This is a genomic window from Candidatus Omnitrophota bacterium, from assembly GCA_040755155.1.
In the GTDB taxonomy this organism is placed as follows: domain Bacteria; phylum Hinthialibacterota; class Hinthialibacteria; order Hinthialibacterales; family Hinthialibacteraceae; genus JBFMBP01.
This window is the reverse complement of the sequence record JBFMBP010000036.1, coordinates 12,384-35,605: the sequence shown is the minus strand read 5'-3', so window position 1 is coordinate 35,605 and position 23,222 is coordinate 12,384. Positions and strand designations below refer to the sequence as shown.

General features: G+C 50.8%; 20 protein-coding genes. 7 read left to right on the top strand and 13 right to left on the bottom strand.

The genetic code is table 11. The features are described 5' to 3' along the window. The first annotated feature begins 428 nt into the window (after nucleotides 1-428). The 4 genes from cysC (at nucleotide 429) to AB1656_04430 (ending at nucleotide 5,950) form a co-directional block, all read left to right on the top strand. Nucleotides 429-1,010 carry an adenylyl-sulfate kinase gene (cysC, locus tag AB1656_04445; protein ID MEW6234614.1) on the top strand — a complete coding sequence of 194 codons (582 nt, stop codon included), beginning with the start codon at nucleotides 429-431 and terminating at the stop codon, nucleotides 1,008-1,010. A 50-nt stretch (nucleotides 1,011-1,060) separates the two neighbouring features. Beyond that, nucleotides 1,061-1,942 carry a PHP domain-containing protein gene (locus tag AB1656_04440; GenBank protein MEW6234613.1) on the top strand — a complete coding sequence of 294 codons (882 nt, stop codon included), beginning with the start codon at nucleotides 1,061-1,063 and terminating at the stop codon, nucleotides 1,940-1,942. 835 nt (nucleotides 1,943-2,777) lie between these two features. Beyond that, nucleotides 2,778-3,965 carry a carbohydrate porin gene (locus tag AB1656_04435; protein ID MEW6234612.1) on the top strand — a complete coding sequence of 396 codons (1,188 nt, stop codon included), beginning with the start codon at nucleotides 2,778-2,780 and terminating at the stop codon, nucleotides 3,963-3,965. 389 nt (nucleotides 3,966-4,354) lie between these two features. Beyond that, nucleotides 4,355-5,950: a methyl-accepting chemotaxis protein gene (locus AB1656_04430; GenBank protein ID MEW6234611.1), complete on the top strand. Its 1,596-nt coding sequence runs from the start codon at nucleotides 4,355-4,357 to the stop codon at nucleotides 5,948-5,950. A 26-nt stretch (nucleotides 5,951-5,976) separates the two neighbouring features. On the opposite strand, the gene cysK is transcribed toward AB1656_04430, so the two are convergent. Further along, the gene (cysK, locus tag AB1656_04425) at nucleotides 5,977-6,864 is read right to left on the bottom strand and encodes a cysteine synthase A (GenBank protein MEW6234610.1); all 888 of its coding nucleotides are present in this window, start codon (nucleotides 6,862-6,864) and stop codon (nucleotides 5,977-5,979) included. 252 nt (nucleotides 6,865-7,116) lie between these two features. On the opposite strand from cysK, the gene AB1656_04420 reads away from it, so the two are divergent. Further along, on the top strand, nucleotides 7,117-9,438 hold the full coding sequence (locus tag AB1656_04420; GenBank protein ID MEW6234609.1) for a Tex family protein: 2,322 nt from the start codon (nucleotides 7,117-7,119) through the stop codon (nucleotides 9,436-9,438). A gap of 252 nt (nucleotides 9,439-9,690) precedes the next feature. Here the strand turns inward: AB1656_04420 and AB1656_04415 are convergent, their stop codons facing one another. The 9 genes from AB1656_04415 to AB1656_04375 all read right to left on the bottom strand — a co-directional run bounded on the left by AB1656_04415 (nucleotide 9,691) and on the right by AB1656_04375 (nucleotide 18,422). Continuing rightward, the gene (locus tag AB1656_04415; GenBank protein ID MEW6234608.1) at nucleotides 9,691-10,125 is read right to left on the bottom strand and encodes a hypothetical protein; all 435 of its coding nucleotides are present in this window, start codon (nucleotides 10,123-10,125) and stop codon (nucleotides 9,691-9,693) included. A 179-nt stretch (nucleotides 10,126-10,304) separates the two neighbouring features. Next, nucleotides 10,305-11,216 (bottom strand): sugar phosphate isomerase/epimerase family protein, encoded by a 912-nt coding sequence (locus tag AB1656_04410; protein ID MEW6234607.1) that lies wholly within the window; start codon nucleotides 11,214-11,216, stop codon nucleotides 10,305-10,307. Nucleotides 11,217-11,335: 119 nt separating this feature from the next. After that, complete coding sequence (locus AB1656_04405) at nucleotides 11,336-11,809, bottom strand: hydrogenase maturation protease (protein MEW6234606.1); 474 nt, start codon at nucleotides 11,807-11,809, stop codon at nucleotides 11,336-11,338. 70 nt (nucleotides 11,810-11,879) lie between these two features. After that, the gene (locus AB1656_04400) at nucleotides 11,880-13,301 is read right to left on the bottom strand and encodes a Ni/Fe hydrogenase subunit alpha (protein MEW6234605.1); all 1,422 of its coding nucleotides are present in this window, start codon (nucleotides 13,299-13,301) and stop codon (nucleotides 11,880-11,882) included. 11 nt (nucleotides 13,302-13,312) lie between these two features. Beyond that, nucleotides 13,313-13,846: an NADP oxidoreductase gene (locus AB1656_04395; GenBank protein ID MEW6234604.1), complete on the bottom strand. Its 534-nt coding sequence runs from the start codon at nucleotides 13,844-13,846 to the stop codon at nucleotides 13,313-13,315. Continuing rightward, complete coding sequence (gene hoxU / locus AB1656_04390; GenBank protein ID MEW6234603.1) at nucleotides 13,847-14,563, bottom strand: bidirectional hydrogenase complex protein HoxU; 717 nt, start codon at nucleotides 14,561-14,563, stop codon at nucleotides 13,847-13,849. Then, on the bottom strand, nucleotides 14,560-16,212 hold the full coding sequence (gene nuoF, locus AB1656_04385) for an NADH-quinone oxidoreductase subunit NuoF (protein ID MEW6234602.1): 1,653 nt from the start codon (nucleotides 16,210-16,212) through the stop codon (nucleotides 14,560-14,562). Before nuoF ends, hoxU begins: the two co-directional genes overlap by 4 nt. Next, nucleotides 16,199-16,708 (bottom strand): bidirectional hydrogenase complex protein HoxE, encoded by a 510-nt coding sequence (gene hoxE, locus AB1656_04380; protein ID MEW6234601.1) that lies wholly within the window; start codon nucleotides 16,706-16,708, stop codon nucleotides 16,199-16,201. Before hoxE ends, nuoF begins: the two co-directional genes overlap by 14 nt. A gap of 418 nt (nucleotides 16,709-17,126) precedes the next feature. Then, nucleotides 17,127-18,422, bottom strand: a complete 1,296-nt coding sequence (locus tag AB1656_04375; GenBank protein MEW6234600.1) for an SGNH/GDSL hydrolase family protein — start codon at nucleotides 18,420-18,422, stop codon at nucleotides 17,127-17,129. 200 nt (nucleotides 18,423-18,622) lie between these two features. Between AB1656_04375 and AB1656_04370 the strand changes: the two genes are divergently transcribed. Then, a complete protein-coding gene (locus tag AB1656_04370) occupies nucleotides 18,623-18,943 on the top strand; it encodes a nucleotidyltransferase family protein (GenBank protein MEW6234599.1) in 321 nt (106 codons plus the stop codon). Then, nucleotides 18,930-19,277 (top strand): HepT-like ribonuclease domain-containing protein, encoded by a 348-nt coding sequence (locus AB1656_04365; GenBank protein MEW6234598.1) that lies wholly within the window; start codon nucleotides 18,930-18,932, stop codon nucleotides 19,275-19,277. Before AB1656_04370 ends, AB1656_04365 begins: the two co-directional genes overlap by 14 nt. A 2-nt stretch (nucleotides 19,278-19,279) precedes the next feature. Here the strand turns inward: AB1656_04365 and AB1656_04360 are convergent, their stop codons facing one another. From AB1656_04360 to AB1656_04350, 3 genes are all read right to left on the bottom strand, one after another. Then, a complete protein-coding gene (locus AB1656_04360) occupies nucleotides 19,280-19,441 on the bottom strand; it encodes a hypothetical protein (protein MEW6234597.1) in 162 nt (53 codons plus the stop codon). Between the two features lie 276 nt (nucleotides 19,442-19,717). Beyond that, a complete protein-coding gene (locus AB1656_04355; protein MEW6234596.1) occupies nucleotides 19,718-20,389 on the bottom strand; it encodes a prepilin-type N-terminal cleavage/methylation domain-containing protein in 672 nt (223 codons plus the stop codon). Nucleotides 20,390-20,783: 394 nt separating this feature from the next. Continuing rightward, on the bottom strand, nucleotides 20,784-22,796 hold the full coding sequence (locus tag AB1656_04350; protein MEW6234595.1) for a hypothetical protein: 2,013 nt from the start codon (nucleotides 22,794-22,796) through the stop codon (nucleotides 20,784-20,786). Nucleotides 22,797-23,222 lie beyond the last annotated feature (426 nt).

The following is a 23,222-nucleotide window of genomic DNA, read 5'->3' as shown; positions in this document are numbered from 1 at the left end:
TCTGCGATTCGAAATTTTCGTGGTATTCGCGCGATTCGGAAACGTAAAAAATGAAACCTCCTTCCGCCCTTGATTAATGGGGCGCCTAGGGCAAGGTTGTTTTTGCCCTTGAGTAATCCCCTCGACTTGTGGGTAAAGATCAGATCCTAATGAGAGGATTGGTTCAGGTCTTGACGATTTTTAACGCCCTTTCACTCCATGGATCATTAATCCAGGAAGCCTTTGATCCTCCCGACATTCTTCATAAAATTTTTGCGTATAATTGATAGCGTTTCAACGGCGGGCGGCAGGACTTTTCTTCCTGCAATCGCCGAAAACCTTTCCTCGTTAGGGAGGCTCATCATTCATCACTCATCATTTCGGGATTCCTATACTTTCCCAGCAGGCATAAATATGATAGGACAATCCCAAAGGAGTATTTTTCATCCATGCTTACGAACTCCTCATCTCTCCCAAACAAGAATAACAACCCCTTATGCCCTTATATCGGCTTCACTGTCTGGCTTACGGGACTTTCCGGCGCCGGAAAAAGCACGATTGCGGAAATCCTGCATGAAGAATTTCTGCAACGGCAAATTCGGCATGAAGTGCTCGACGGCGACTTCATTCGCTTGAACCTAAGCAAAGGCTTAGGTTACTCCAAGGAGGACCGCGACGAAAACATCCGGCGCATTGGATTCGTCAGCCATATCTTGACGCGCAACGAAATCGTTGCCGTGGCGGCGGCTATCTCGCCTTACCGCGAAATCCGCAACGAGTTGCGCCGGACCATCGGACGCTTCGTCGAAGTTTTCGTACATGCGCCGCTGGCCGTATGCGAGATGCGGGACGTCAAAGGATTGTATAAACGGGCGCGGGCGGGCGAGATCAAGGAATTTACCGGCATCACCGATCCCTACGAGGAGCCGCTTCATCCCGAAGTCGTCTGCGAAACCCACAGGGAGAGGCCGGAGCAAAGCGCGGAAAAAGTTTTGATGAAACTGCGCGAACTTGAATATATCGCCTGGTAGGATACGCTTTTTTTAAGAAAAATATTGACTGTTATGCGAAGGATTTAACATTGAAACCGAAATCTGCCGATCTGCACGCTCACTCCCATTGTTCCGATGGTACTCTCTCTCCTTCCGATTTAGTCAAAAAAGCCGCCGAGTCGGGAATTCACGCCCTCTCCATCACCGATCACGACACGACGGCCGGGATTCCCGAAGCGGAAGCGGCGGGTTTGTTGTATGGGGTGGAAATCGTCCCCGGCATGGAGATCAGCGCCCTGCATCCGTCGGGAACGCTGCATATTCTGGGGTATTATATCGACATTCATGATAAATTTCTCCAAGATAATCTGCGAAAATATATATTCGCCCGCGAGCGGCGCAATCCGCTCATCCTGCAAAAGTTGCATGAGTTGGGCTATCCCTTGGAGATTGAGGAAGTGAAAGCGCTGGCGGGCGGAGAGGTCGTCAATCGTCCCCATATCGCGCGGGCGATGCTGCGGCGCGGCTACGTCCAATCCATTCAAGAATCCTTCGACCGATTTTTGGCTAATGGGGCTCCCGCCTTTGCACCGAAAGAAATTTTCACGCCGGAAGAAGCGATTTCCTTCATCCACCAGGCTGGGGGACTGGCCGTCATCGCCCATCCCGATCAACTCTACGCCGATAGCATGGAGCAAACGCTAAACGAGATCCGCCGCCTGGCCGCTGTGGGCATTGATGGCGTGGAAGCTTATCATGGCGCCTGCCGCTCCGACTTCGCCGAATGCTACGCCGCATTAGCCGGCGAATTGGGATTGATCGTAACCGGCGGCTCCGATTTTCACGGCGACTCCAAGCATAAGAATCTGGGAGAGACGGAAGCGCTGCCTTATATCCCTTATACTTTCGTCGAGTCCATGAAAAAACGGCTGGCGGAAAATAAGAACTCCATTGTCCCAACCCTTTCTTAATAACTCATGTTGCGCAGCCTGGGAGTGCGGGCATCTCTCCTTCACGATGGAGACGACGTTTCAAAGCAACGAATAGGCTTTATATCGGTTGCGTTTTCGTATCGCGAAAACGTGAAAGAACTCGAATTCTTTGAAATTTCCCATCCCAGCCTTGAAAGGCTGGGCCATTTTAAATGCCCCTTTAAAGGGGCAAACGAAAATAGCCCGCCGTTTCAACGGCGGGTAAACGTATGGATTTCTTTTTTTCGTGGTTTTCTTTTTTATTTCGTGTTTTCGTGATTCTATCGACGATCCCAATATCACCTTATAGTTATTCTTTACTCCTAACATGAGTTAATAAGCGCAAAAAGATTCATCCTCTCGCGAACGCCATCCCCTCCGCCAAGACCCAGTTCCCAATCGCTTCCTATTTTCCCAAAAACATAAAATTTCCATTAAAAAAATCGTCCGCAGGATTTACTTGTAAATATTTTGTTTTATAATCAAATCAAATGATATGTTAAAAGAAACGGAGAATATCGCATGTCTTTCGCTATTCGGATATTTATAAGATGGAATAATCGATGGGCCATACGTCGCAACTCATCCTTAGTTCTATTTTTTCGAAAGGCTATCTATCCCCCATAAAATAATTTTTCTTTTTTGTTTGTTAACAAGAGACTATATAATTAATAATATTGTCTTATTCGCATGGTTATTCAATAGAGTCATTTGCTTTCAATGGGATTCCGAGAATGGTCGCTTATTATCCTTAATCTATTCGTTTCGCACGCTAACTAATCGAGCCTATAAATTTATGATAGACGTTAGTCTTTCTTGGAAGGAAGATTTTTGCATGAATAAGAAAACGACTATTCCTTTATTCTTTCTAGCTTTTACTATTCCAACGTTTTGCGAAGAAGAATCGTTTTGGAGACGGGAGCATTTGTTCGGGGATTGGGGCGGAATGCGCTCGTATCTTGAAGAGCATGGACTTAGCTACGAATTAGTCTATACGGGAGAGTATTTCGGAAACGTCAGCGGCGGATGGAAACGCGGCGGAGAGTATCGCGGAGACCTCAGCTTATTTCTCGAACTCGATACGGAAACGGCGGGATGGTGGAATGGAGGGACTTTTTTCGTTCAACTGCAGGAACAACACGGAAAGGGAATCACAAACGATTATGTCGGAGACTTTCAAGTTTTGAGCAACATCGATGCTGACGAATTCGCGCAAGTCTCCGAATTCTGGTATCGGCACGATTTTTTTGACGGCAAACTTTGGTTCAAATTGGGAAAACAAGAAGCGAACGCCGATTTCGCCTGCGCCGATTATGCTTGCGATTTTACCAATTCATCTGGCGGTTTCCACCCAACGATTCCTTTAACGACATTCCCCGATCAGGATTGGGGCGCGGTTATGGGAATTGCGCCGGTAGATTGGTTTTCCATGAACATAGGGGTATACCAGGGCCGTCCCGATGGCGGGCGATCCATCGGCAATACGCTGGATCGCTTTTATGGCCCAATGGTCATGGCGGAACCGGCTTTTCATTATTCTATTGCCGATCATAGAGGCCATTTCCGCGTTGGAGCATGGTGGAATGGCGACAAGGTGGAAAAACTATCTACCACTGGCGTTTTTGCCGAACGCTACGGCGTCTATCTAACTTGGGATCAAGAGGTTTGGCGTGAAAATCCCGCCGATGAAGAGGACAAACAGGGCATAGGCGTTTTCGCGCAACATGGTTGGACGCCCGAAGATCGCAGCGAAGCAAATCATTACCTGGGCGGCGGAATGCAATGGATCGGTCCCATCCCCGGGCGCGATGAAGATATTCTGGGTCTGGGCGTATTTCAAGTCCTGTTCAGCGAGGAAGCCGGACTGCCAAAAGACGGTGAAACCGCCATCGAACTGTACTACTTATATCAAATGACGGGTTGGATGAATTTGAAACCGGATATGCAATATATCGTCAATCCCGGCGGCGACGGAAAACCGGATGCGTTAGCGATTGGCATGAGATGGCAAATTCTCTTTTAATAACTCATGTTACGCAGCCAATGTCCTTTCACTTTCGGCGTAGGTATTTCATCGCCAATTAAGAGAACCGTTCAAAAGAACAGGAAGGGCGTCATTTATTTGCGTTATTGAATCACGAAACTACGAAATGGCTCGAAATTCACGAAATATTCGAATCACGGATAGCACGGATTCTTTTGTATTCCACGGAAAAATCGTTCTCATAACGAGATTCCTTGCGCTAACCTTTTTTCTTTTCTTTTTTTCGTGTTTTTCTTTTTCATTTCGTGTTTTCGTGATTCAATGCGATAAGCAAATTATGTCTATCATTTTTTTATCCTGCGTAACATGAGTTAATAATTGTAAAAGCTGTAATCCATTCAACTTAACGAAGGCAAAGGAGCATAGCGATGAATTTAACGATTGGAAAAAAAATGGCGTTGGGATATGGCATTCTCATTCTTCTATTAGTGATCTCTTCGATTATTTCCATTCGAGACATTTATCATCTGGGAGTGCTGCAAGACGAAGGAGCGATAAGAGCGGATAATGCCGTGATAGCAACAGAAGCGGCGGGGATGAGCGCAAAACTCTATCAAGTTATCGGTGACGCCGTCATCAACCGGAACCTGGATGAGACGAACAAAGATTGGGAAGACCTAAAAAACGAATCGATCCAGGATTTGAAAAACATAACCAATATGTCGGATACGCCGGAAGAAATACAATTAGCGAAAGAAGCGACGCAAGCTATGAATAGCTATTTCGACGTATTTGAAAAGGAATTGCTTCCCATTCTTCGTTCCCAACAGAATACGTTATCGAAAGAAATCCAAGATTTGGACGGCAAGACCGATGGATTCGCGCAATCGATGGCGGCGCCATTGGTTTCCTTCAGCAATTCGCTGATAGAGGAAAACAATAAAGCGGACGAACACTTCGATTCCGTCCGCCGTCAGACGATTAATACGATTATCGCCATCAGCGTCATCTCCATCATCGCCGCCATCGCCATTGCCTGGTCGATTACGAAAAGCATTCTCGGTCCGGTGCAAATGATGGCCGCCGCAACGGCGGAAATCGCCGCTGGGGATTTGACTACGACGGTTTCCGTAACCAGCAAGGACGAGATTGGCATTATGGCCAGTAGTTTCGCCGAGATGACGGCTAACTTGCGGTCCATCATGCAGAACATCGCGCAAGCGGCGCAACAGGTGGCCTCCAGCTCGGAAGAACTATCCGCTTCTTCGCAAAACCTGGCCAACGCCGCTACCGAGCAAGCCTCTAGCCTGGAAGAAACCTCAGCATCCATCGAACAACTGACTTCCTCCGTCGAGCAAAACTCGGCGAATGCGCAAAAGACGAACGCCGCCGCCGCCAAAGCGGCCAAAGACGTCGAAAAAGGCGGCGAGGCGGTATTAAAAACCGTTGAATCCATGAAAAAAATCGCCGAACAGATATCCATCGTCGACGATATCGCCGACCAGACGAATCTCCTCGCCTTGAATGCCGCCATCGAAGCCGCGCGCGCCGGAGAGATGGGCAAAGGCTTCGCCGTCGTAGCTGTGGAAGTGCGGAAACTGGCGGAACGCAGCCAACAAGCGGCTAAGGAAATTATTGCGCTATCGAAAGAAAGCGTTGCTCAGGCGGAAAACGCAGGAAAACTAATTCAAGAAGTAGTCCCCGCCATTCGCAACGCCGCGCAACTGGTTCAGGAAATCGCCGCCAGCTGCGCCGAACAATCCAGCGGAGCGGAACAAATCCGCACCGCCATCGGCCAGCTGGATCAAATCACCCAATCGAACTCAGCCACCAGCGAAGAAGCCGCTTCCGCTAGCGAAGAGTTATCTTCGCAAGCCATGGCGATGCAAGAAATGGTTAGCCAATTTAAAATCGGCGATTACGAACACTACGAAAGAACCGCCGCCCAAAAACAGCGGAAACCAAAGAAAGACGAGTTTCAACCCGCTTCCCACGCCATGCTCTCATGGGATAAAAAGAGTTAATTGCAGCGTTAGAAGACCGCTGGGCGCTACATCAGCGAAGTGCTGAAGTAGCGTTCGGCGCGGTCAGGTAAAACTGTAGCGACATTTCCGGAAAATTTTCGCGCCAACAAGCGCGCCGCCCAAACGTTAGCGCCGGACGATATGCCCGCCAGCAATCCGAAATCGCGCCCCAACTGCCGCGTCGTCTCAATGGCGTCTTCGTCTGTTACTTCCACGACCTCATCCACCAGCGAAACGTCGAGAATAGCGGGAATGAATCCGTCGCCGATGCCTTGTATTTGATGCAATCCCGGCTCATGGCCAAGCAAGGCGGAAACGTTCTTCGGCTCTACGGCGACAATGCGGACATCTGGTTTATGTTCCTTTAAGAATTTCCCTACCCCTTGAAGCGTGCCGCCGCTGCCGACGCCCGCGACGAAACAGGCGATATCGCCGCTCGTCTGCCGCCATAACTCATGGGCGGTCTCTTCGTAATGGACGCGGGGATTGTCCGGATTCTCGAATTGTTGGGGAACGTAAATTCGAGAATCTTCCGCCGCCATCCGGCGCACGCAATCCACCGCGCCTTGAATGCTTTCGTCGGCGGGCGTCAATATCAATTCGGCGCCGAGAGTGCGAATTAGTTTTTTCCGTTCTTCGCTCATATTCTCAGGCATGACGATGCGTACGCGATAGCCTTTAATGCGTCCAACCAGTGCGATGCCAATGCCGGTGTTGCCCGAAGTTGGCTCCATGATAATGGAATCCGGCTTCAGACGGCCATCGCGCTCCGCCCCTTCCAGCATAGCCAACGCGACGCGGTCTTTGATGCTGCCCCCTGGATTGAGATATTCCAACTTCGCAAAAACATTTTCCCCTTTCAAACGAAATAACGGAGTATTGCCGATCAGGTTGAGGATATTGTCGGTAAGCATAGAAGACCTCGTTTATAAGGAAAGAAAAAACATTTTGAATATCAAAACTATCTTACATGGAACAAACGAATAACCGGAGAGGCTGCAAAACGGTTCATAAGGTTTATAAAGATTTCCGCTTAAATTGGTTCGATATTGCGCCCGATTTTTCTTTCCTCAATTGCCTTTCCGAATATTTCAACTTGGCCAAAACGGATATATGCTTACTCTCCTATTTCGAAGCGAACAACATAGCGAGGATGACAAGAAGGAATGATGACCATCAACGAACGCATTGCGCAAGAACTCTCCGCAGAACTCAAACAAGTGGAAGCCGCGATTCAACTGCTGGACGAAGGCTCGACGGTTCCCTTCATCGCGCGCTACCGCAAAGAAGCGACAGGCGGATTGGACGATTCGCAGTTACGGACGCTGGAAGAACGCCTGCGCTATCTGCGCGAAATGCAAGAACGGCGCGGCGTCATCCTCAAAAGCATCGAAGAACAGGGCAAACTAACCCCCGAATTGGAACAATCCATTCGCGAAGCGGATACAAAAACGCGCCTGGAAGATTTATATCTGCCCTATAAACCCAAACGGCGCACCAAAGCGCAGATCGCCCGCGAGGCAGGTTTGGAACCGCTTGCTCACAGTCTGTTATCCAATCCAGAGTTGGTTCCCGAAACGGCGGCGGAAGGATGCGTCAACGCAGAGAAAAACGTCCCGGATATCGCCGCCGCATTGGAAGGCGCGCGGCAGATTCTCATGGAAGAATTCGCGGAAGACGCCGAACTGATCGGGAAACTGCGCGAATTCGTTTGGAATAACTCCGTTATGCAATCCCTCGTAGCGGAAGGAAAAGAAGAAGAAGGCGTAAAATATTCAGACTATTTCAACGCCAGCGAGCCAATCAAAGACGTCCCTTCCCACCGCGCCCTAGCCATGTTCCGAGGCCGCGATGAGGGGATTTTACAATTGAACCTGATCGTTGATCCGCAAGAGACAACGGCGGCAAGCAAACAACCCAGCGTCTGCGAGAGTCAAATCGCCGAACATTATCGCATCCAGGATTTAGGAAGGCCCGCCGACGCTTGGCTGCGGGATACGGTGCGCTGGGCTTGGAAAATCCGCATCTTCACCCACCTCGACGTAGATCTAAAGATGCGCTTGTGGAAAGCGGCGGAAGAAGAGGCGATCAAGGTTTTTGCCCACAACCTACGCGATCTACTGTTAGCCGCCCCAGCGGGACCGAAGCCCGCCATTGGCCTGGACCCCGGCCTGCGAACCGGCGTCAAAGTCGCCGTTGTGGATGGAACCGGCAAACTTGTAGATACGGCGACCATCTATCCTCATGCGCCGCATAATAAATGGAACGAATCTATCAAAATCCTGGCCGAGCTGGCTCGCAAGCATCGTATCGAACTCATCAGCATCGGCAACGGTACGGCTTCGCGGGAAACCGACAAACTGGCTTTAGAATTAATCAAACTGCATCCTGAATTGAAATTGGAAAAATTGGTCGTATCCGAAGCGGGAGCTTCGGTCTATTCCGCTTCCGAGTTAGCAGCCCAGGAATTTCCCGAATTGGACGTATCGCTGCGCGGCGCCGCGTCCATCGCCCGCCGATTGCAAGACCCGCTGGCGGAACTGGTGAAGATCGAACCCAAAGCTATCGGCGTGGGGCAATATCAGCACGACGTCAGCCAAACCCAACTGGCTCGAACATTGGACGCCGTAGTGGAAGATTGCGTGAACGCCGTCGGCGTGGACGTGAATATGGCGTCGGTTCCCCTGCTGGCCCGCATCGCGGGATTGAATCAGGGACTAGCGAAAAACATCGTCGATTTCCGCAATCAGAACGGCCCCTTCCCAAACCGCAAGCAGTTGCTGCAAGTGCCGCGCGTGGGTGAAAAAACCTTCGAACAAGCTGCAGGATTCCTGCGCATCATGAACGGCGACAACCCGCTGGACGCCTCCGCCGTGCATCCAGAAGCCTATCCCATTGTGGAACGCATATTAAAAGCGCATAAGCAGGATATCAAATCGATCATCGGAGACGGGGCTTTCCTGAAAAAACTGAATCCCAACGATTACGTCGACGAACGTTTCGGCCTGCCCACGGTGATGGACATCATCGCCGAGTTGGAAAAACCGGGACGAGACCCCCGCCCGGAATTCAAGACTGCCGCTTTCAAAGAAGGAGTAGAAACGTTGGAAGACCTTCAGCCGGGCATGATCTTGGAAGGCGTCGTAACCAACGTAGCCAATTTCGGCGCGTTCGTCGATATCGGCGTTCACCAGGACGGGTTGGTCCACATCTCCGCCCTCTCCAATCAATTCGTCAAAGATCCTCGCAGCGTCGTGAAGACGGGGGATGTAGTAAAAGTCAAAGTCATGGCCATAGACCTGCGGCGCAAACGCATCTCGCTGAGCATGAGGCTGGACGATCCCATCCCCGATCCCAACGCCGCCAAGGAAGAAAATCCCGGAAAGCCTCGCCGTAAGCAAGAACAACGCCAGGAACCAACCCGCAAAGCCCCCATCCAAAACGCCATGGCCGAAGCCATCGCCAAAGCCATGAAGCAACGGCGATGATTGAAATTCGCTTAATCGCGTAGGGTGGGCTCAAAGCGAAGCGTAGCCCGCCAAATCGCGTAGGGTGGGCTCAAAGCGAAGCGTAGCCCACCAAATCGCGTAGGGTGGGCTCAAAGCGAAGCGTAGCCCACCAAATCGCGTAGGGTGGACTCAAAGCGGGAGGGTAGCAAGGGCAAGGTTTTTTCTGCCCTTGAAGCTGAAAGATGGGGCGCGCCGTTTACCCCATCAATCTTTTTCATCATTCATCATTCATCACTCATCATTACTGTTAACGCCTCCTTTTTGCGGCCTTCCCCATAATAAACGAGGGACCTTCTCACGGCGCGCGCCGAACAGTCCCCGCCGCACTCGCCTGTAAATAGCGAAGTAGAAGATGATGACATCCTCGATAACCTTGCGCAGCCTTTTTTGTGTGCGCTTCGGTGAATGAGTAGCGGGGGTGGAACTCACGGTCGTTTCGCCATGCTGGGATTGGAATGGTGAAGCGATCGCTTGGGAACCGGCTTGCCTATAAGGCATGAAGCCCCCTGGCGAAATCGGTAAACTGAGAAAAATACATTGGACTAAACCGCAGGGCGGCAAGGAAATTTTATCTTTCATTTCATCAATCTTTTCTTGTGCAACTCGAAAAAAGAAAGATGAAAGAAAAAGACTAAATGCCGTAGCTTTGCCGCCCCGGTTTTCCATTGGCGCGATATCGTTTTTTCATGTCTTAGGCGTTATACTCTTATAACGCCATTCTCCTCGTACACGAATTTTATTCATTCCGCCTTTTTCGTGGTTTTCTTTTTCATTTCGTGTATTCGTGATTCAATCCAGTATACGCCATCGCGCCATTTACGCTTTTCTCTCTGTCCTAACTATCCCTACGCTTTCGAAATAATTTTATGCAGCCGCTCCAAATAGCGAGGGACGGCGTCCTTCGGTTCCGGCTTGGCTTCATATTCCAAAGCGACGTAGCCGCGATAGCCCGCCTCGCCTAACATGCCGACGATTCGTTCGAAATCGGGTTCGATGGCTTTTCCCGCCGCGTTCGACATTTCGACTTTAACTTGCACGTTGACGGCGTAAGGCGCGGTCTCGGCAATGTCTTTATAAGGATCGTCGGTATGGAAATTGCCCGTATCGAGATTGACGCCGAACCAATCCGATTCGACGGCCTTAACGATCGCCAACATGCCTTTAGCGTCGGAAACGATGCCGCCGTGGTTTTCCAGCGCCAGATAAACGCCCCGCCGGGCGGCGTAGGCGCAGGCTTCCTGGATGGTTTCGACGCAATTCTTTCGCGCCTGTTCTTCCGAAACGCCTTTGGGTGCTGTTCCGGCAAAGATGCGGATGCAAGGAGCGCCCATTAGCGCGGCGTTGTCGATCCAGCGTTTGGTCAAAGCCAGGTTTTTATCCCGTTCCGGCCCCGCTGGATGAGTATACGTATTGCCAATGGCGGTTCCGGAAATATCCAAGCCTAGCAAAAAGGCTTTGCGCTTGAATTGAATGAAATAATCGTCATTGGCGTCGGGCGGAAAATAGTAAGAAGTCGGCTCCGAAGCACTGAGTCCCAGCTTGGCGCATTCGTCCAAGAAATCCATCATCGTCATCGATTTTTCTTCCGCCAGGTATTTGCGGTAGGAATAGGCGGCGAAACTCAACTTCATGCGCGCGCCCATCCCTCGTTGAATGGGCGCAATAGCGAAACTGGAAGAGTGCGGCGTCAAAATCGCGCCGGTTCCAGCGGCGGCGAAAATACTCTGCTTAAGAAAACAACGGCGGGATTCGTTCATGGTTCTTCACCTTTTATAAACATAGAATGAGATCGTCAAGTTATGATTCCGATGAGAATAGGGAATGTCTAGGGGAAAAGGAAAGAGAAAACGGGAGGTTGTAACGCCTCCCGCCCGATTTACGCCGTTATCCGTTTTTCAACGTCTCCCACAACGCCTTCAATGGCGGATTGAACAGCGGGAGTGAGCCGATTCGCCGTCTCGAAACTCTCTCCCCCCATCGTATAGAGATAAGCCTCCGGGCAATGGCCATACAATTCCCGAGCCAATCCCAATAGCTCGCCGGGGCTGACGCTATGAGTAAACGCCGCCGCATACATACCGCCCCCTGGGAGTGCGGGCGTCTCGCCCGCAAAGGATTTTTGACATTTCCAAGATCCGGGCGCCGCATCGCAGGAGGCGTCCAGAAAGATCGCCAAATCGGCTTGGCTGACCGGTTCAGCCTGTTCCGGAAACAACTGAGGGCAGATAAGAATTTCCAACGAATTCTTGGTTTTGCACGATTGCAAGCGCTCGGCGGCCGCCCAACCCGCGCCGTCGTCGCCGCGCAACGGATTGCCATAGCCGATAATTAGAATCCGCTTTGTCTTCATCTTTCATTTCAACGTGAAGACGCTCCCTCTCCAATTCTTGGAGAGGGCTGGGTGAGGTTCCGCCTTGCCTTCACCGTTTTTTCTCGTCGAGAAGATTCCCCTCGGCGTCGATCAGTTCCAAATGCAGCGGCATCTGACCCGCGGCGTGCGTGGAACAGCTGAGGCAGGGATCGTAGCAGCGGATCACCGCCTCGACGCGGTTGAGAGCGCCTTCCATTAATTTATCCTTATTCACGAAATGTTTGGCCACCTGTAAAACGCCCCGATTCATGGCCAAATTGTTATGGCCGGTAGCGATAACCATATTAGCCCAAACGATCAATCCCTGCTCGTTCACTTTGTAATGGTGTATCAGCGTTCCGCGCGGCGCTTCCGAAACGCCGATGCCCTCGAAATTATTCGGCTCCGCGAAAGCGCGCACATGTTTATCGAGGATAGCGGAATCGTTGAGAATCTCTTCCATTCGCTGCAAGCCATGCGCGATTTCGATCAAACGGGCGTAATGATAATGGAACGAACTCAACTCGGCCCCGCGTTCCATCGCGCGGAATTCGGCCCATTCCTGATCCGCCAGCGGCGTTCCGCAGTGGTTGATAACGTTCAACCGGGCTAATGGTCCGACGCGGTAGATCCCTTTGGGATATCCCTGCGGCTTGTAATAGGGGAATTTAAGATACGTCCACGGCTCGACGGCTTCGCCAATGATCTCGTGGTATTTGCAGGGATCGAATTGATTGTGAATGACATTCCCCACGGCGTCTACGATTTGTAGATTGCCGTCGTACGTCTCCAAAGAACCGTCCGGCTTGACCAGCGCCATGAAGAGCGAAGGGAAATTGGCGAAAGTGCGGATTTCCTCGCGATGCGATTCCATCGATTTTTTGAACCAATCGAGGGTGCGGGTAATAATCTCTATCCCATCGGGCAGCATGGAAAGAATGCGGTCGCGGTTCGCTTCGGAAAGCGGTTCGTTCACCCCGCCGGGAACGATCCAGGCGGGATGGACGCGCTTGCCGCCAAGCAGTTCGATGATTTGCTGCCCGATCTGGCGCAGCCGGATGCCGTCGCGGGCGATTTCGGGGTATTTCTTGGCTACGCCGATAATGTTGCGCACGGCGGGATCGGCGTCCATGCCAAACAACAAATCGGGGGAAGAAAGATGAAAGAAACTCAGCGCATGAGACTGCACGATCTGCGCCAGATTCATAATACGCCGCAAATTGAAGGCGGGCGCGGGAATCCTGACGGCGAGAATCTGATCGCAGGCTTTAGCCGAAGCGATCAAATGGCTGACGGGACAAATGCCGCAGATGCGGGCGGTAAGCGAAGGCATTTCGTGAAACGGCCTGCCCTCGCATAATTTTTCAAAGCCGCGGAATTGGGTGACGTGAAAGAAAGCCTCGCCCACCTGGCCTTTATCGTTCAGCTGAATGGTAATTTTGGAATGACCTTCAATCCGGGTAACCGGATTGATGACGATTTGCTTGCCCATGAGTAGCTCTCCTACTTTCCGAAACGGGTTTTATCCGTCAGGTCCGGGGTGCGTCCCGCTAAAAGTTCGCTTAAGGCGTAATGAATAACGTCCGCCGGGGGAGGACATCCGCAAATGAAGACATCCACGGGAACGTATTCGTGCGCAGGCCGAGACATGGGGAGTAGTTTCGGAATCGCTTCGCAAGGCGTTTGCGCCTGCAAATCCGCGTTCTCGTAATAAGCCCGCTTGAGCACGTCTTCGACGGGAAACGGGTTGCGCATGGCGGGAACGTTGGCCGTAATGGCGCAATCGCCCAACGAAACCAACTTTTTCGACCGCTTGCGCACCATGCAGATTTTTTCGAGGTCTTCGTCGGAGCTGACGGCGCCTTCGACGATGCAAACGTCCACCTCGTCAGGAAACGTTTTGAAATCGACCAATGGGCTATAAACCAATTCGAATTGAGCCGCCAGTTCGAGAAGCCGCTCGTCCATATCGAGAAAAGACATGTGGCATCCGGAACATCCATCGAGCCACACGGTCGCTAGTTTTATCGTATTCATTTACCATTCCTCGCGCATCATGGTTAAATAGGGTAAAAATTGACGCCGTTTCGACATCTCGGCGGCGGATTTGCCTTTTTCGAACAAGGCGCCGGTGGGACATACGTTGACGCACTTGCCGCAGCCGGTGCAGGTCTCCGATTCGCCCCACGGCTGGTTCAAATCGGCGATGACCTGGGTATTGTTTCCCCGTCCCATCAAGCCCAGCGTATTGGCGCCTTCGATCTCGCTGCATACGCGGATGCAGCGGGTGCAGAGTATGCAGCGGTTATGATCCATGCCGAAGCGCTTGTGCGTCGTATCCACTTGGAAGATGGGATATAGATAGGGGACGTGGATGTGAGTAATTCCCAACTTCTGCGCCAGCGTTTGCAACTCGCAATGGCCGTTGGAAACGCAGACCGAACACGTATGATTGCGCTCGGAAAAGATCATCTCCAACACCATGCGCCGATGCAATCGCAGGCGCTCGGAATCGGTAACGACTTCCATCCCCTCTCCCACCAGCGTAACGCACGCGGGAAGCATCTTGTTGGAGCCTTTCAATTCCACCAAACAGAGACGGCAAGCGCCAACGGAAGATAGACCTTCCTGATAACATAGGCTGGGAATGAAGATGCCGTTTTCCCGCGCCACTTCCAGGATGGTTTCGTTTTCCCTGGCGCTGATATCTTTATCGTCGATTTTAAGGGTTATGATTTTGACGGTTTGCGTCATCGTTTTTCTCCCTCTTTCTCGTCCGGGCATTGGGCGCAAACGGCGGCGATTTCGCCATCCGCGATGTTGACTTCGTATTCTTCGCGGAAATAGCGCAAGGTGCTGAGGACTGGATTGGGAGCGGTTTGGCCGAGACCGCAGAGACTGGCGCCTTTCACGATGCCGCATAATTTCTCCAGCATGGAAAGGTCTTTGCGCGTGGCTTCCTTTCGTAAAATCTTGTCCAACAAATTGTGCATGTGGACGGTTCCCACGCGGCAGGGAACGCATTTGCCGCAAGATTCGGACTGGCAAAATTCCATAAAATAACGAGCTACGTCCACCATGTTGGACGAATCATCCATGACGATCATGCCGCCGGAACCCATGATGGAACCGATCTGGGATAACGATTCGTAATCGACTTTCAAATCCAAAAATTCTTCTGGAATGCAGCCGCCGGATGGTCCGCCGGTCTGCACGGCTTTGTATTGTTTACCGTTGGGGATGCCGCCGCCGATGTCGAAGACGATTTCCCGCAGCGTCATGCCCATCGGAACTTCAATAAGTCCGGTGTTGTTCACTTGGCCGGCGAGGGCGAAGACCTTGGTTCCTTTGCTTTTTTCCGTGCCGATGGACGCGTACCATTCCGCGCCGCGGCGTAGAATGCTGGGGATGTTGGCGTAGGTTTCTACGTTATTGATTAATGTCGGACGCCCCCATAAGCCTTGCTGCGCCGGATAAGGAGGCCGGGGACGCGGAGTGCCGCGCTTGCCTTCGACGGAAGCGATCAACGCCGTCTCCTCGCCGCAGACGAATGCGCCCGCTCCCAGGCGAACATCCAAATGAAGATTGAACCGGGCGCCGCCGATGCTTTGGCCGAGAAATCCGGAGCGTTCGGCTTGCTTGATGGCGTTGCGCAAGCGTTTGATAGCCAACGGATATTCGGCGCGCACGTAGATATAGCCTTCCGAAGCGCCTACGGCGTAAGCGGCGATGGCCATGCCCTCGAGGACGCGATGGGGATCGCTTTCGAGGATGCTGCGATCCATGAACGCGCCGGGATCGCCCTCGTCGGCGTTGCAGATGACGTATTTCACATCGCCCACGGCTTTGGACACCGTACTCCATTTCAAGCCGGTGGGATACCCGGCGCCTCCGCGCCCGCGCAATCCGCTATGAATAATTTCGTTAATAATATCGATAGGCGACAGTTCCGTCAGCGCATTCACCAACGCGGAATAGCCATCCGCCGCGATATAATCCTGAATGCGTTCGGGATCGATCTTCCAAAAGTTTTCCAGGACGACGCGCATCTGCCGTTGGAAGAAGGGGATGTTGGTTGGGCATTCCAAACGTTGAACGGGCGGGGCGCCGAGGCTGTCGAGAATCTCCGGGGCGTCTTCGGGGACGACTTTTTTGTAGAGCCGATCCTCTTCTCTCATATGCACGAGAGGTCCTTGCGCGCAAAGGCCTAGGCACCCCACGCCCTTGACCTGGCATTTGTCCGCTAATCCGCGTTTTTTGACCTCTTTAGCCAAGGCGTCCTTCACATGCAGGCTGTTGGAAGAAACGCAGCCCGCCGCCGTGCAAACGCAGATATGATGTTCGCGCGTATGTTCGATTTGTTGTTCTTGGGTAACGATCTCTTTCAACTCATCCGGCGTCATCGTCTTTCCACTCCCGAATCTTGGCCAGAACTTTTTCTGGACTCGCGTTGCCGACGAACTCGCCGTCGAAAGTAACGACGGGCGCCAGGCCGCAGGCGCCGACGCAGCGCGCCGCCATCAACGAAACTTTGCCGTCGCTGGTGGTGTCGCCCGGTTTAATGTTGTATTCCTTCTCCAAGGCGGCCAGAATTTGGGGCACGCCTTTGATGAAGCAGGCGGTGCCGGTGCATACCACGCAGGTATGTTCGCCCTTCGGCTTCATGTTGAAGAAGTGGTAGAAGGTGGAGACTTCGTAAACCCGGCTCAAGGGCACGCGAAGACCATGCGCCACATACTTGAAGGCTTTCTCGTCCAGAAAGCCGAAATATTCCTGGACGGTGTGCAGGGTTTCGATGAGAGCATGAGGTTTGTAACCATGGCTGCGCATAGTCGTTCCCACGAAGCGCCAACGCTTGTCGTCGTCGGGAGGGAGCGGGACTTGATCGTAGGTCCGCATGTTGTTTCCTTTCTTGCGTTAATGCCTTGCGAACTTATTCATTGAGTTTGGGGGATAAGGCGGCGATGCGCCGTATCGGATAGAATTCTTTATCAAAAATAGATAATAAATTATCCAATAATCACCTATTATAGGTACATTTTTCTCAAATAATTCAGAGAATTGGATATAATTATATCTTCTCCATGTTTGCAATGAATGAGCGCATAGCCAAGAATATGAAAAAATGTAAAAATTTTTAATTTTGAATTATCAATTTGAAAAATAACAACTTATATAATAATTCTTATTAATACATATTAGAAAATGACGAAGACATATGTCTAAAAAGTCTAAAAAGAATAGGGGCCATGCCTTATATTGGAATGGCCCCATCAGTGAATTCAATAGAGATCAATCTAACTTAGCTAAAAGAGAGTTATTTGCTAAGCGATTTCTCTAATTCTTCTTTTTCGCCGCCGGTTAATAGAAACTGGCGGGGGGCCGGATCGTTGTATTTCAATTGAGAACAATGGTAAAACTTTGCTGCATCGCCCAGATATTTGGAATAAACGCTTTCCGGTTTATAGGGCGTAAAATCGTACGGACTGCGCACGCCTTGCAGCCAGCAGCGGCGCCAACGCGCATATTCCGCATCGTGCCTTTTATTCGTTAAATCGGCGATGAGAGCGCCATGCGCCAGCATGGGCGACTTGGGAAGAAGCGATAGATTGATTCCTTCTTCCAACTGCTCTTTCGATAAAACGGCGATGGCTTCGTCGTCGATGGTCAGCAGCGCATATGGCTTGGATTGATTTTTTACTACAAGCCAATCGCGGTTCAGTTCGTTATACCAGGTTTTTTTATCGATGAAACGGGAATCCATCTCATCTTCGCCGGAAAAATGGAATGGCAGCGAACGATCGCATCGGGTAAAGGAGAGGCGGTCGCCTTCCACTTTCAGATTGCGCAGATAGGCGCCTTTTTCCCAAAGAATTGCGCCGTTCTGGGCATCGACGCCGATGTCGGCGACGAGGGCGGGAGCGTTCAAGCCTTTGAGAATATGATAGGCCATATAAGCCTGGCCGTTGACGTTGGGATGAATGGCGTCGCCGGAGAGTTTGAAATCGGGATTGGCCTTTTTGCCGTTGGTTAGCGTCTCGGCGTAAAGGGCGTTGAGATCGATGAAGCCGGTTTTGTATTCCTGCGCCAATTCCTTGACGCCCTCGGAAAAGCGGCGCAGGGTTTCGGGATAGGGCGACATGTCGATTTCAGCGTTATTGCGCTTGCGCACGGGAACGACGTCCAATTCGTAGGTAACTGTCGTAATGAGAACGATGCGGGCGCCGGTATTGGAGCGCAGAAAATCGAGCAGCTGGCGGTAGCCCTTGATATAGGCGTCGTAATTTTCCTGTTTGAATTCCGTATATTGGCCGTCGTTCATGCCCAGTTTGATGGTTACGAACGTCGGCTGGTATTGCGGCAGGTCGCGCTTCATCCGCTCCAGAGTTGTAGTGCGGTCGCCGCCCCAGCCCAGGTTATGGAATTCCACCGTCCAATCGGAAAAACGGCTGAGCGCGTAATTCTCCATCGAGCGGGGGTAATAAGCGTTGTCGGTGATGCTGTCGCCCCAAATAACCACGCGGTCGCCGTCGTGGATCAGAAAATCGTCCTCCGCCCAGGCCGGAGCGCAAACCAGCAGCAAGCCAAAGCAGACCAAACAAAGATGTTTCATAAGAACCTCCATAGATAGAATATTGCCTGGCGCAACATGCGCCGCGCATTGGCCGCTATTGTAGGGTATGGGAGAGGAAACGGTCTAGGGTGGAATGACTCAAAGGCAGGCTTCGCCTTGCCTTTGCCACCCCGCCTTAATGTTGTTAAAATTGTTGGTGGTTGCGAAATCGATAGTTGGAAAGCAATGGAGATCAGCTCATGAGCGCGATGATGCGAGTACATTCCGTTTTGAATCTTTCACCGGAAGCCATGCAATCGTTTTGCCGGAAAAATCGCATTCGCAGATTATCCTTATTCGGCTCGGCTTTGCGCGGCGAGTTGCGTCCCGGCAGCGATATCGATATTCTGGTGGAATTCGAACCGGAGCAAGAACCTACTTTGATCGGCCTATCGAATATGGAATTGGAATTATCCGACGGCGTTGGCCGTCCAGTGGATATGCGCACTCCCGAAGATTTAAGCCGATATTTTCGGGAAGAGGTCATGGCCGCCGCCGAGGTTCTTTATGAACAAAAATGATCTCATTCGATATCGCCACATGTTGGAAGCGACGGAAGAAGCGTTGGCTTTAGCTCGAAACCGGAGTCGGCCGGATATTGAAGCAGATCGTACCTTGCTTCATTCCTTTGTTCGCTTGCTTTCGATCATTGGAGAAGCCGCCAGCCGCGTCGATCCCGAATGCAGAGCTGCTGCGCCCAAAATCGATTGGCGAAATATTATCAATATGAGGAATAGGCTGATTCACGAGTATTTTGATATTAACGTGAAAATAGTGTGGAAAACCGTCGATGAATACCTTCCTTCTTTGGCGGAAGAATTGAAAAGGATTTTGGATAGCGGATCTTCTTCATAAAATCAATTAGGAGAAACTTCATTAAGATCGATATGGCAATCGACGCCGTCGCTGCGCAAACGGTCGGAAAGCGCCAGCACATCATCTATATGATTCTCATGTCCCGGGCAATCATGGGCATAACTGATGAAAACTTTCGGTGGAATCAATGGGGGTTCGTTCATGGTCTCTTATCTCCATGATGAACGGATACGTTATTTTATACGACATTGCGAGAAAAGGAAATAGTGCGGGAAAAAATTTAGATAAAAATAACGATTGATTTTATAGACTTATAATCCCCTCACTCTAATCCTCTCCCAAAGGGCGAGGGAATTTACGTCACATTCTTAAATAGATTGATATTATTACCCGCCAACAACAAAAAGGGGCGGCGCATTGGCAGCCGCCCCCGCTTTTATTTTTCGATGGATTCGGTTTGCGATCGTCGCCGCGCCGATTTATTGGCCGAGGATCCCGCCGCTGGTCATAACAATATCGCCTAAACTCACGAGACCGTTGGAGGCGTTGTATGGAAAGCCGCGCGAATCGTATGTTCCGCTGGTTCCGATTCCGGATACGCCATCGGGACCAACGCCAATAAAAGCCCACTCGCCGGTCTTCAAGGGCGTGATGTGATATTGATCCGCCAAAGCTCCGGGATTGAGGCATTGGATTCCCTGGTTGCGCGTATTTTCAGTGATATGGGGATCGACGTCGGCATAAATATACGTGTCATATGGGCTGCCGAAACCATAACTCGAAGCGCTTTTCCCCACGCTTAAAAAGGGATCGATGGGAACCGCAGACATATAGGAAATCGGGCTGGTCAATACGGCTAGATAATGGGAGGTTTTTCTTTCCGCTTCGGTAAAATCGCCGACGCCATTGAAGACTTCTTTCAGAATCTTGCGTCCGGACGCTGTATCGTCATCCCAACCGTCTATAGGCAAATGGTTGGTATCCAATTGCAATTGCTGGACGGACGTATTCATGGCCTTCATATCCGAATAGCAGCGCGCTATCTTGGCGCGCAGCTGCGCATTAAGAAAATTGGGAACGGCGATGGCGGCGAGAACCCCAATAATCGCAACGACAATTAACAACTCAATCAATGTGAAACCTTTTTTCATAGCAAAATCCCCTTGAATTAGAATGATTATGGTTTCGACATTTTCTTCCGCCGGATCGTAAGACGACATCCCGTTTTTTTAAAACTTCCCCCATCATACGCAATTCCGCAAAAGATCAACGTCGATCACTTTTGGCGTACAATTAAAAATGATAAAACAAATGTATCTCCTTTCTTTTCAATTTGTTATATTCCTTTTCCCCTTCATCGTCCGATTCTATTTTCTAAAAAAATCGGCAATCGAAATTCTCCTTTTTTCAAAGAGAAAAATCGAATATCCGCATAATCATTTTACCCGATAATCACGTTATCAGAGAAGATAATGGATGTCAATAATCGAAAAATGAGGGGAATATCTTTTCTTTTTCCCAATATAAAGAATAATCCAGGAAATATCAAACGGAAGATTCGACGAGTTGAAATGCGTAGGTTCCGGAATTCGTAACTTCGCCGTTTTCCGTGACGCATTGCGCCTTGAAATAATACAATACGCCGGGTTGAAAGCCGTTCAAGACGCAACGATGATTTACATCCGGCAGCGTCGATGCGGGCAGCGTTAATCCAAAAATTGGCAGTTCCTGAGTCGCAAAAATCCGCGAGAGGGATGGCCGGTCGCTGCGCCAGACGATCTCAACGCTTTCCGGGCCGGTCTGTTTGATGGAGATATCGTGCAGCCGGTTCCATACTCTTTCTCTAGCGCCAAGTATCACGCGGGGAAAATCCTGCCGGATATCCGCCGCAAAGGATCGGATGCGCGCCGGATTTCCCGAAGAAGCATTCGGACCGTAATCCCGTTCCATCTCGTCCGCCAATCCTTCCAGCCGCTCCAGATTCGCTTCCAGGCAAAGGGCTTCCGGTTCGTCCCAAGCGCGTTTCCAGAGTAAAAAACCCCATAAGCATTGCTTGGCGTAATAATACATCCCTGCAATGCGCCGCTGATGTTCGATCTGGGAACGTAAGTCGCCGTAGTCTTGAGATAAAAGTCTGGGCTTCAATTGATCCAAGTCTTGCAGCGTCCGGTCCAGTCCTTCGCAGATTTCCAACGCTTCTTGCGATAGATCCAGCAGGGTTTGACGTTCCGGCGACTGCAATTCCTTATCGATCCATTCGTAACGGGAATCCTGACCAAAAGCAATATGGAAGGGATCGTCCTTGCTTTTTCGTTGAGGCGGGATATCGCCGTTGAGAGCGAAATTATAATGATCCTTCACGAGAGGCGCCTTGCGTTCCCAATCCCTCGACGAGCGAAGCAGTCCCAGCATGGTGATTCCTTCCCAAGAAGAGGGAAGCCAGCCATAGCGATTTTGAATCCATTCCTGCCATATCGGTTCCATGCTCGCCGATGGATCGAACAAAAATCGAGATAGCGTATACAAATCAAGATCGTTGGGAGCGCCGGTTCCTTGATCGGCTTGTACTTTCGCCGCCACTCCAGCGATTATGCCTTTTTCCAACCATTCTCCCAATCGGCTAACGTTTGTAGAATCAGCCCCAAACGAAGTTCCTGCAAGGTCGGTTTCCACCCATACCCGCCGCCCAATCTGAATGCCAATTCCCTCCGCCTGAGAGATGGATGCGATTACGGTCAACTCGTTCTGCGAGAAATTGCGCAACGCCTCTGCAATCCATCCCTCCGCTTCGGGCGTAGGGGCGGCGGTTCGCACTATCAGCCGTTTGCCCAATTCGTCCACGACTACTTTTTTCACAGCGTTGACGACGAATCCAATCTTCTCCACCGAAGAGAGCGGCGTTTGTCCTTCCGGAATCGCCGCCTCCCACGGCGGCAATTTCGCTCCCTCGAAGGTGAGTACAACGCCATCGATTTCCGGAAGCAACGACAAAGCCATGCGATAGGCGGCCTGCCGCGCCGCCAACATAGGATCCGTTTCCGCAAAACGGAACGATGGTCCGTCCAAGGTCAGTTCCCGGCTCCATAAGTAGGACTCGATCCCGTTCGCTTTCAGTTGCATGGCAATAGCGCGTACGAAATCTTTTTTGCCGCTGTCGAAAATCAGATCGTCGATAGAGTTATAAATGCCGCCGCCGATTTGCGCTTGCTTCACGCCGTATCCCTTGGCCTGGCTTAAAAGCGCCAGCGTTGAACTGCGGTCTTGCGAGGCGAGAATCCAGCCATAATCGAGTTTCTTTTCCGGTTCCGGCGGTTCGATCGTTTCCGTTACCGATTCTAAATTGGAAGGAACGCCGGGAGGAGGTTGCAAAGGAACGGATTCGATCGGTTCTCGTCCTGAAGGAAGACCGGCGCCCTCAGGGAAAGGCGCTGCCGTACGCAAATGCCCCTGTCCGCCGCCCCCGCAGCCGGATGACAAAAATGCAATCGCCAAGACAACGCATAATAAACGCAAAATATCCAGTATTTCGAATTGGAATTGCGGCTTATTGCGCTTCATGCTGGCTTCGCCTCCCGCTTTGGAATGATGAGTGATGAATGATGAATGATGAGAAAAAAGATTGATTACGTTTTTTACCTATTGTTATTTAAAGGATGAAATATTCTATGGGTCAAACAACGCGACCCATCCAACGAGATGAAACTGGTGGGCTACGCTTCGCTTTGAGCCCACCCTACGGTTCTGTGAGTGAGATACTTATCATTCATCATTCATCATTCATCATTCATCATTCATCATTCATCATTCATCATTCATCATTCATCATTCATCATTCATCATTCATCATTCATCATTACATAGATTATTGCAATATGTCCTTTAAGAAAAGATATAAATTCTCTCCCAACACGGGAAGCGAATATTGTTCGACGGCCTTCTTGCGGGCATTATCGCCCAATTTTCGCCGCAGATCGGCATTCATCG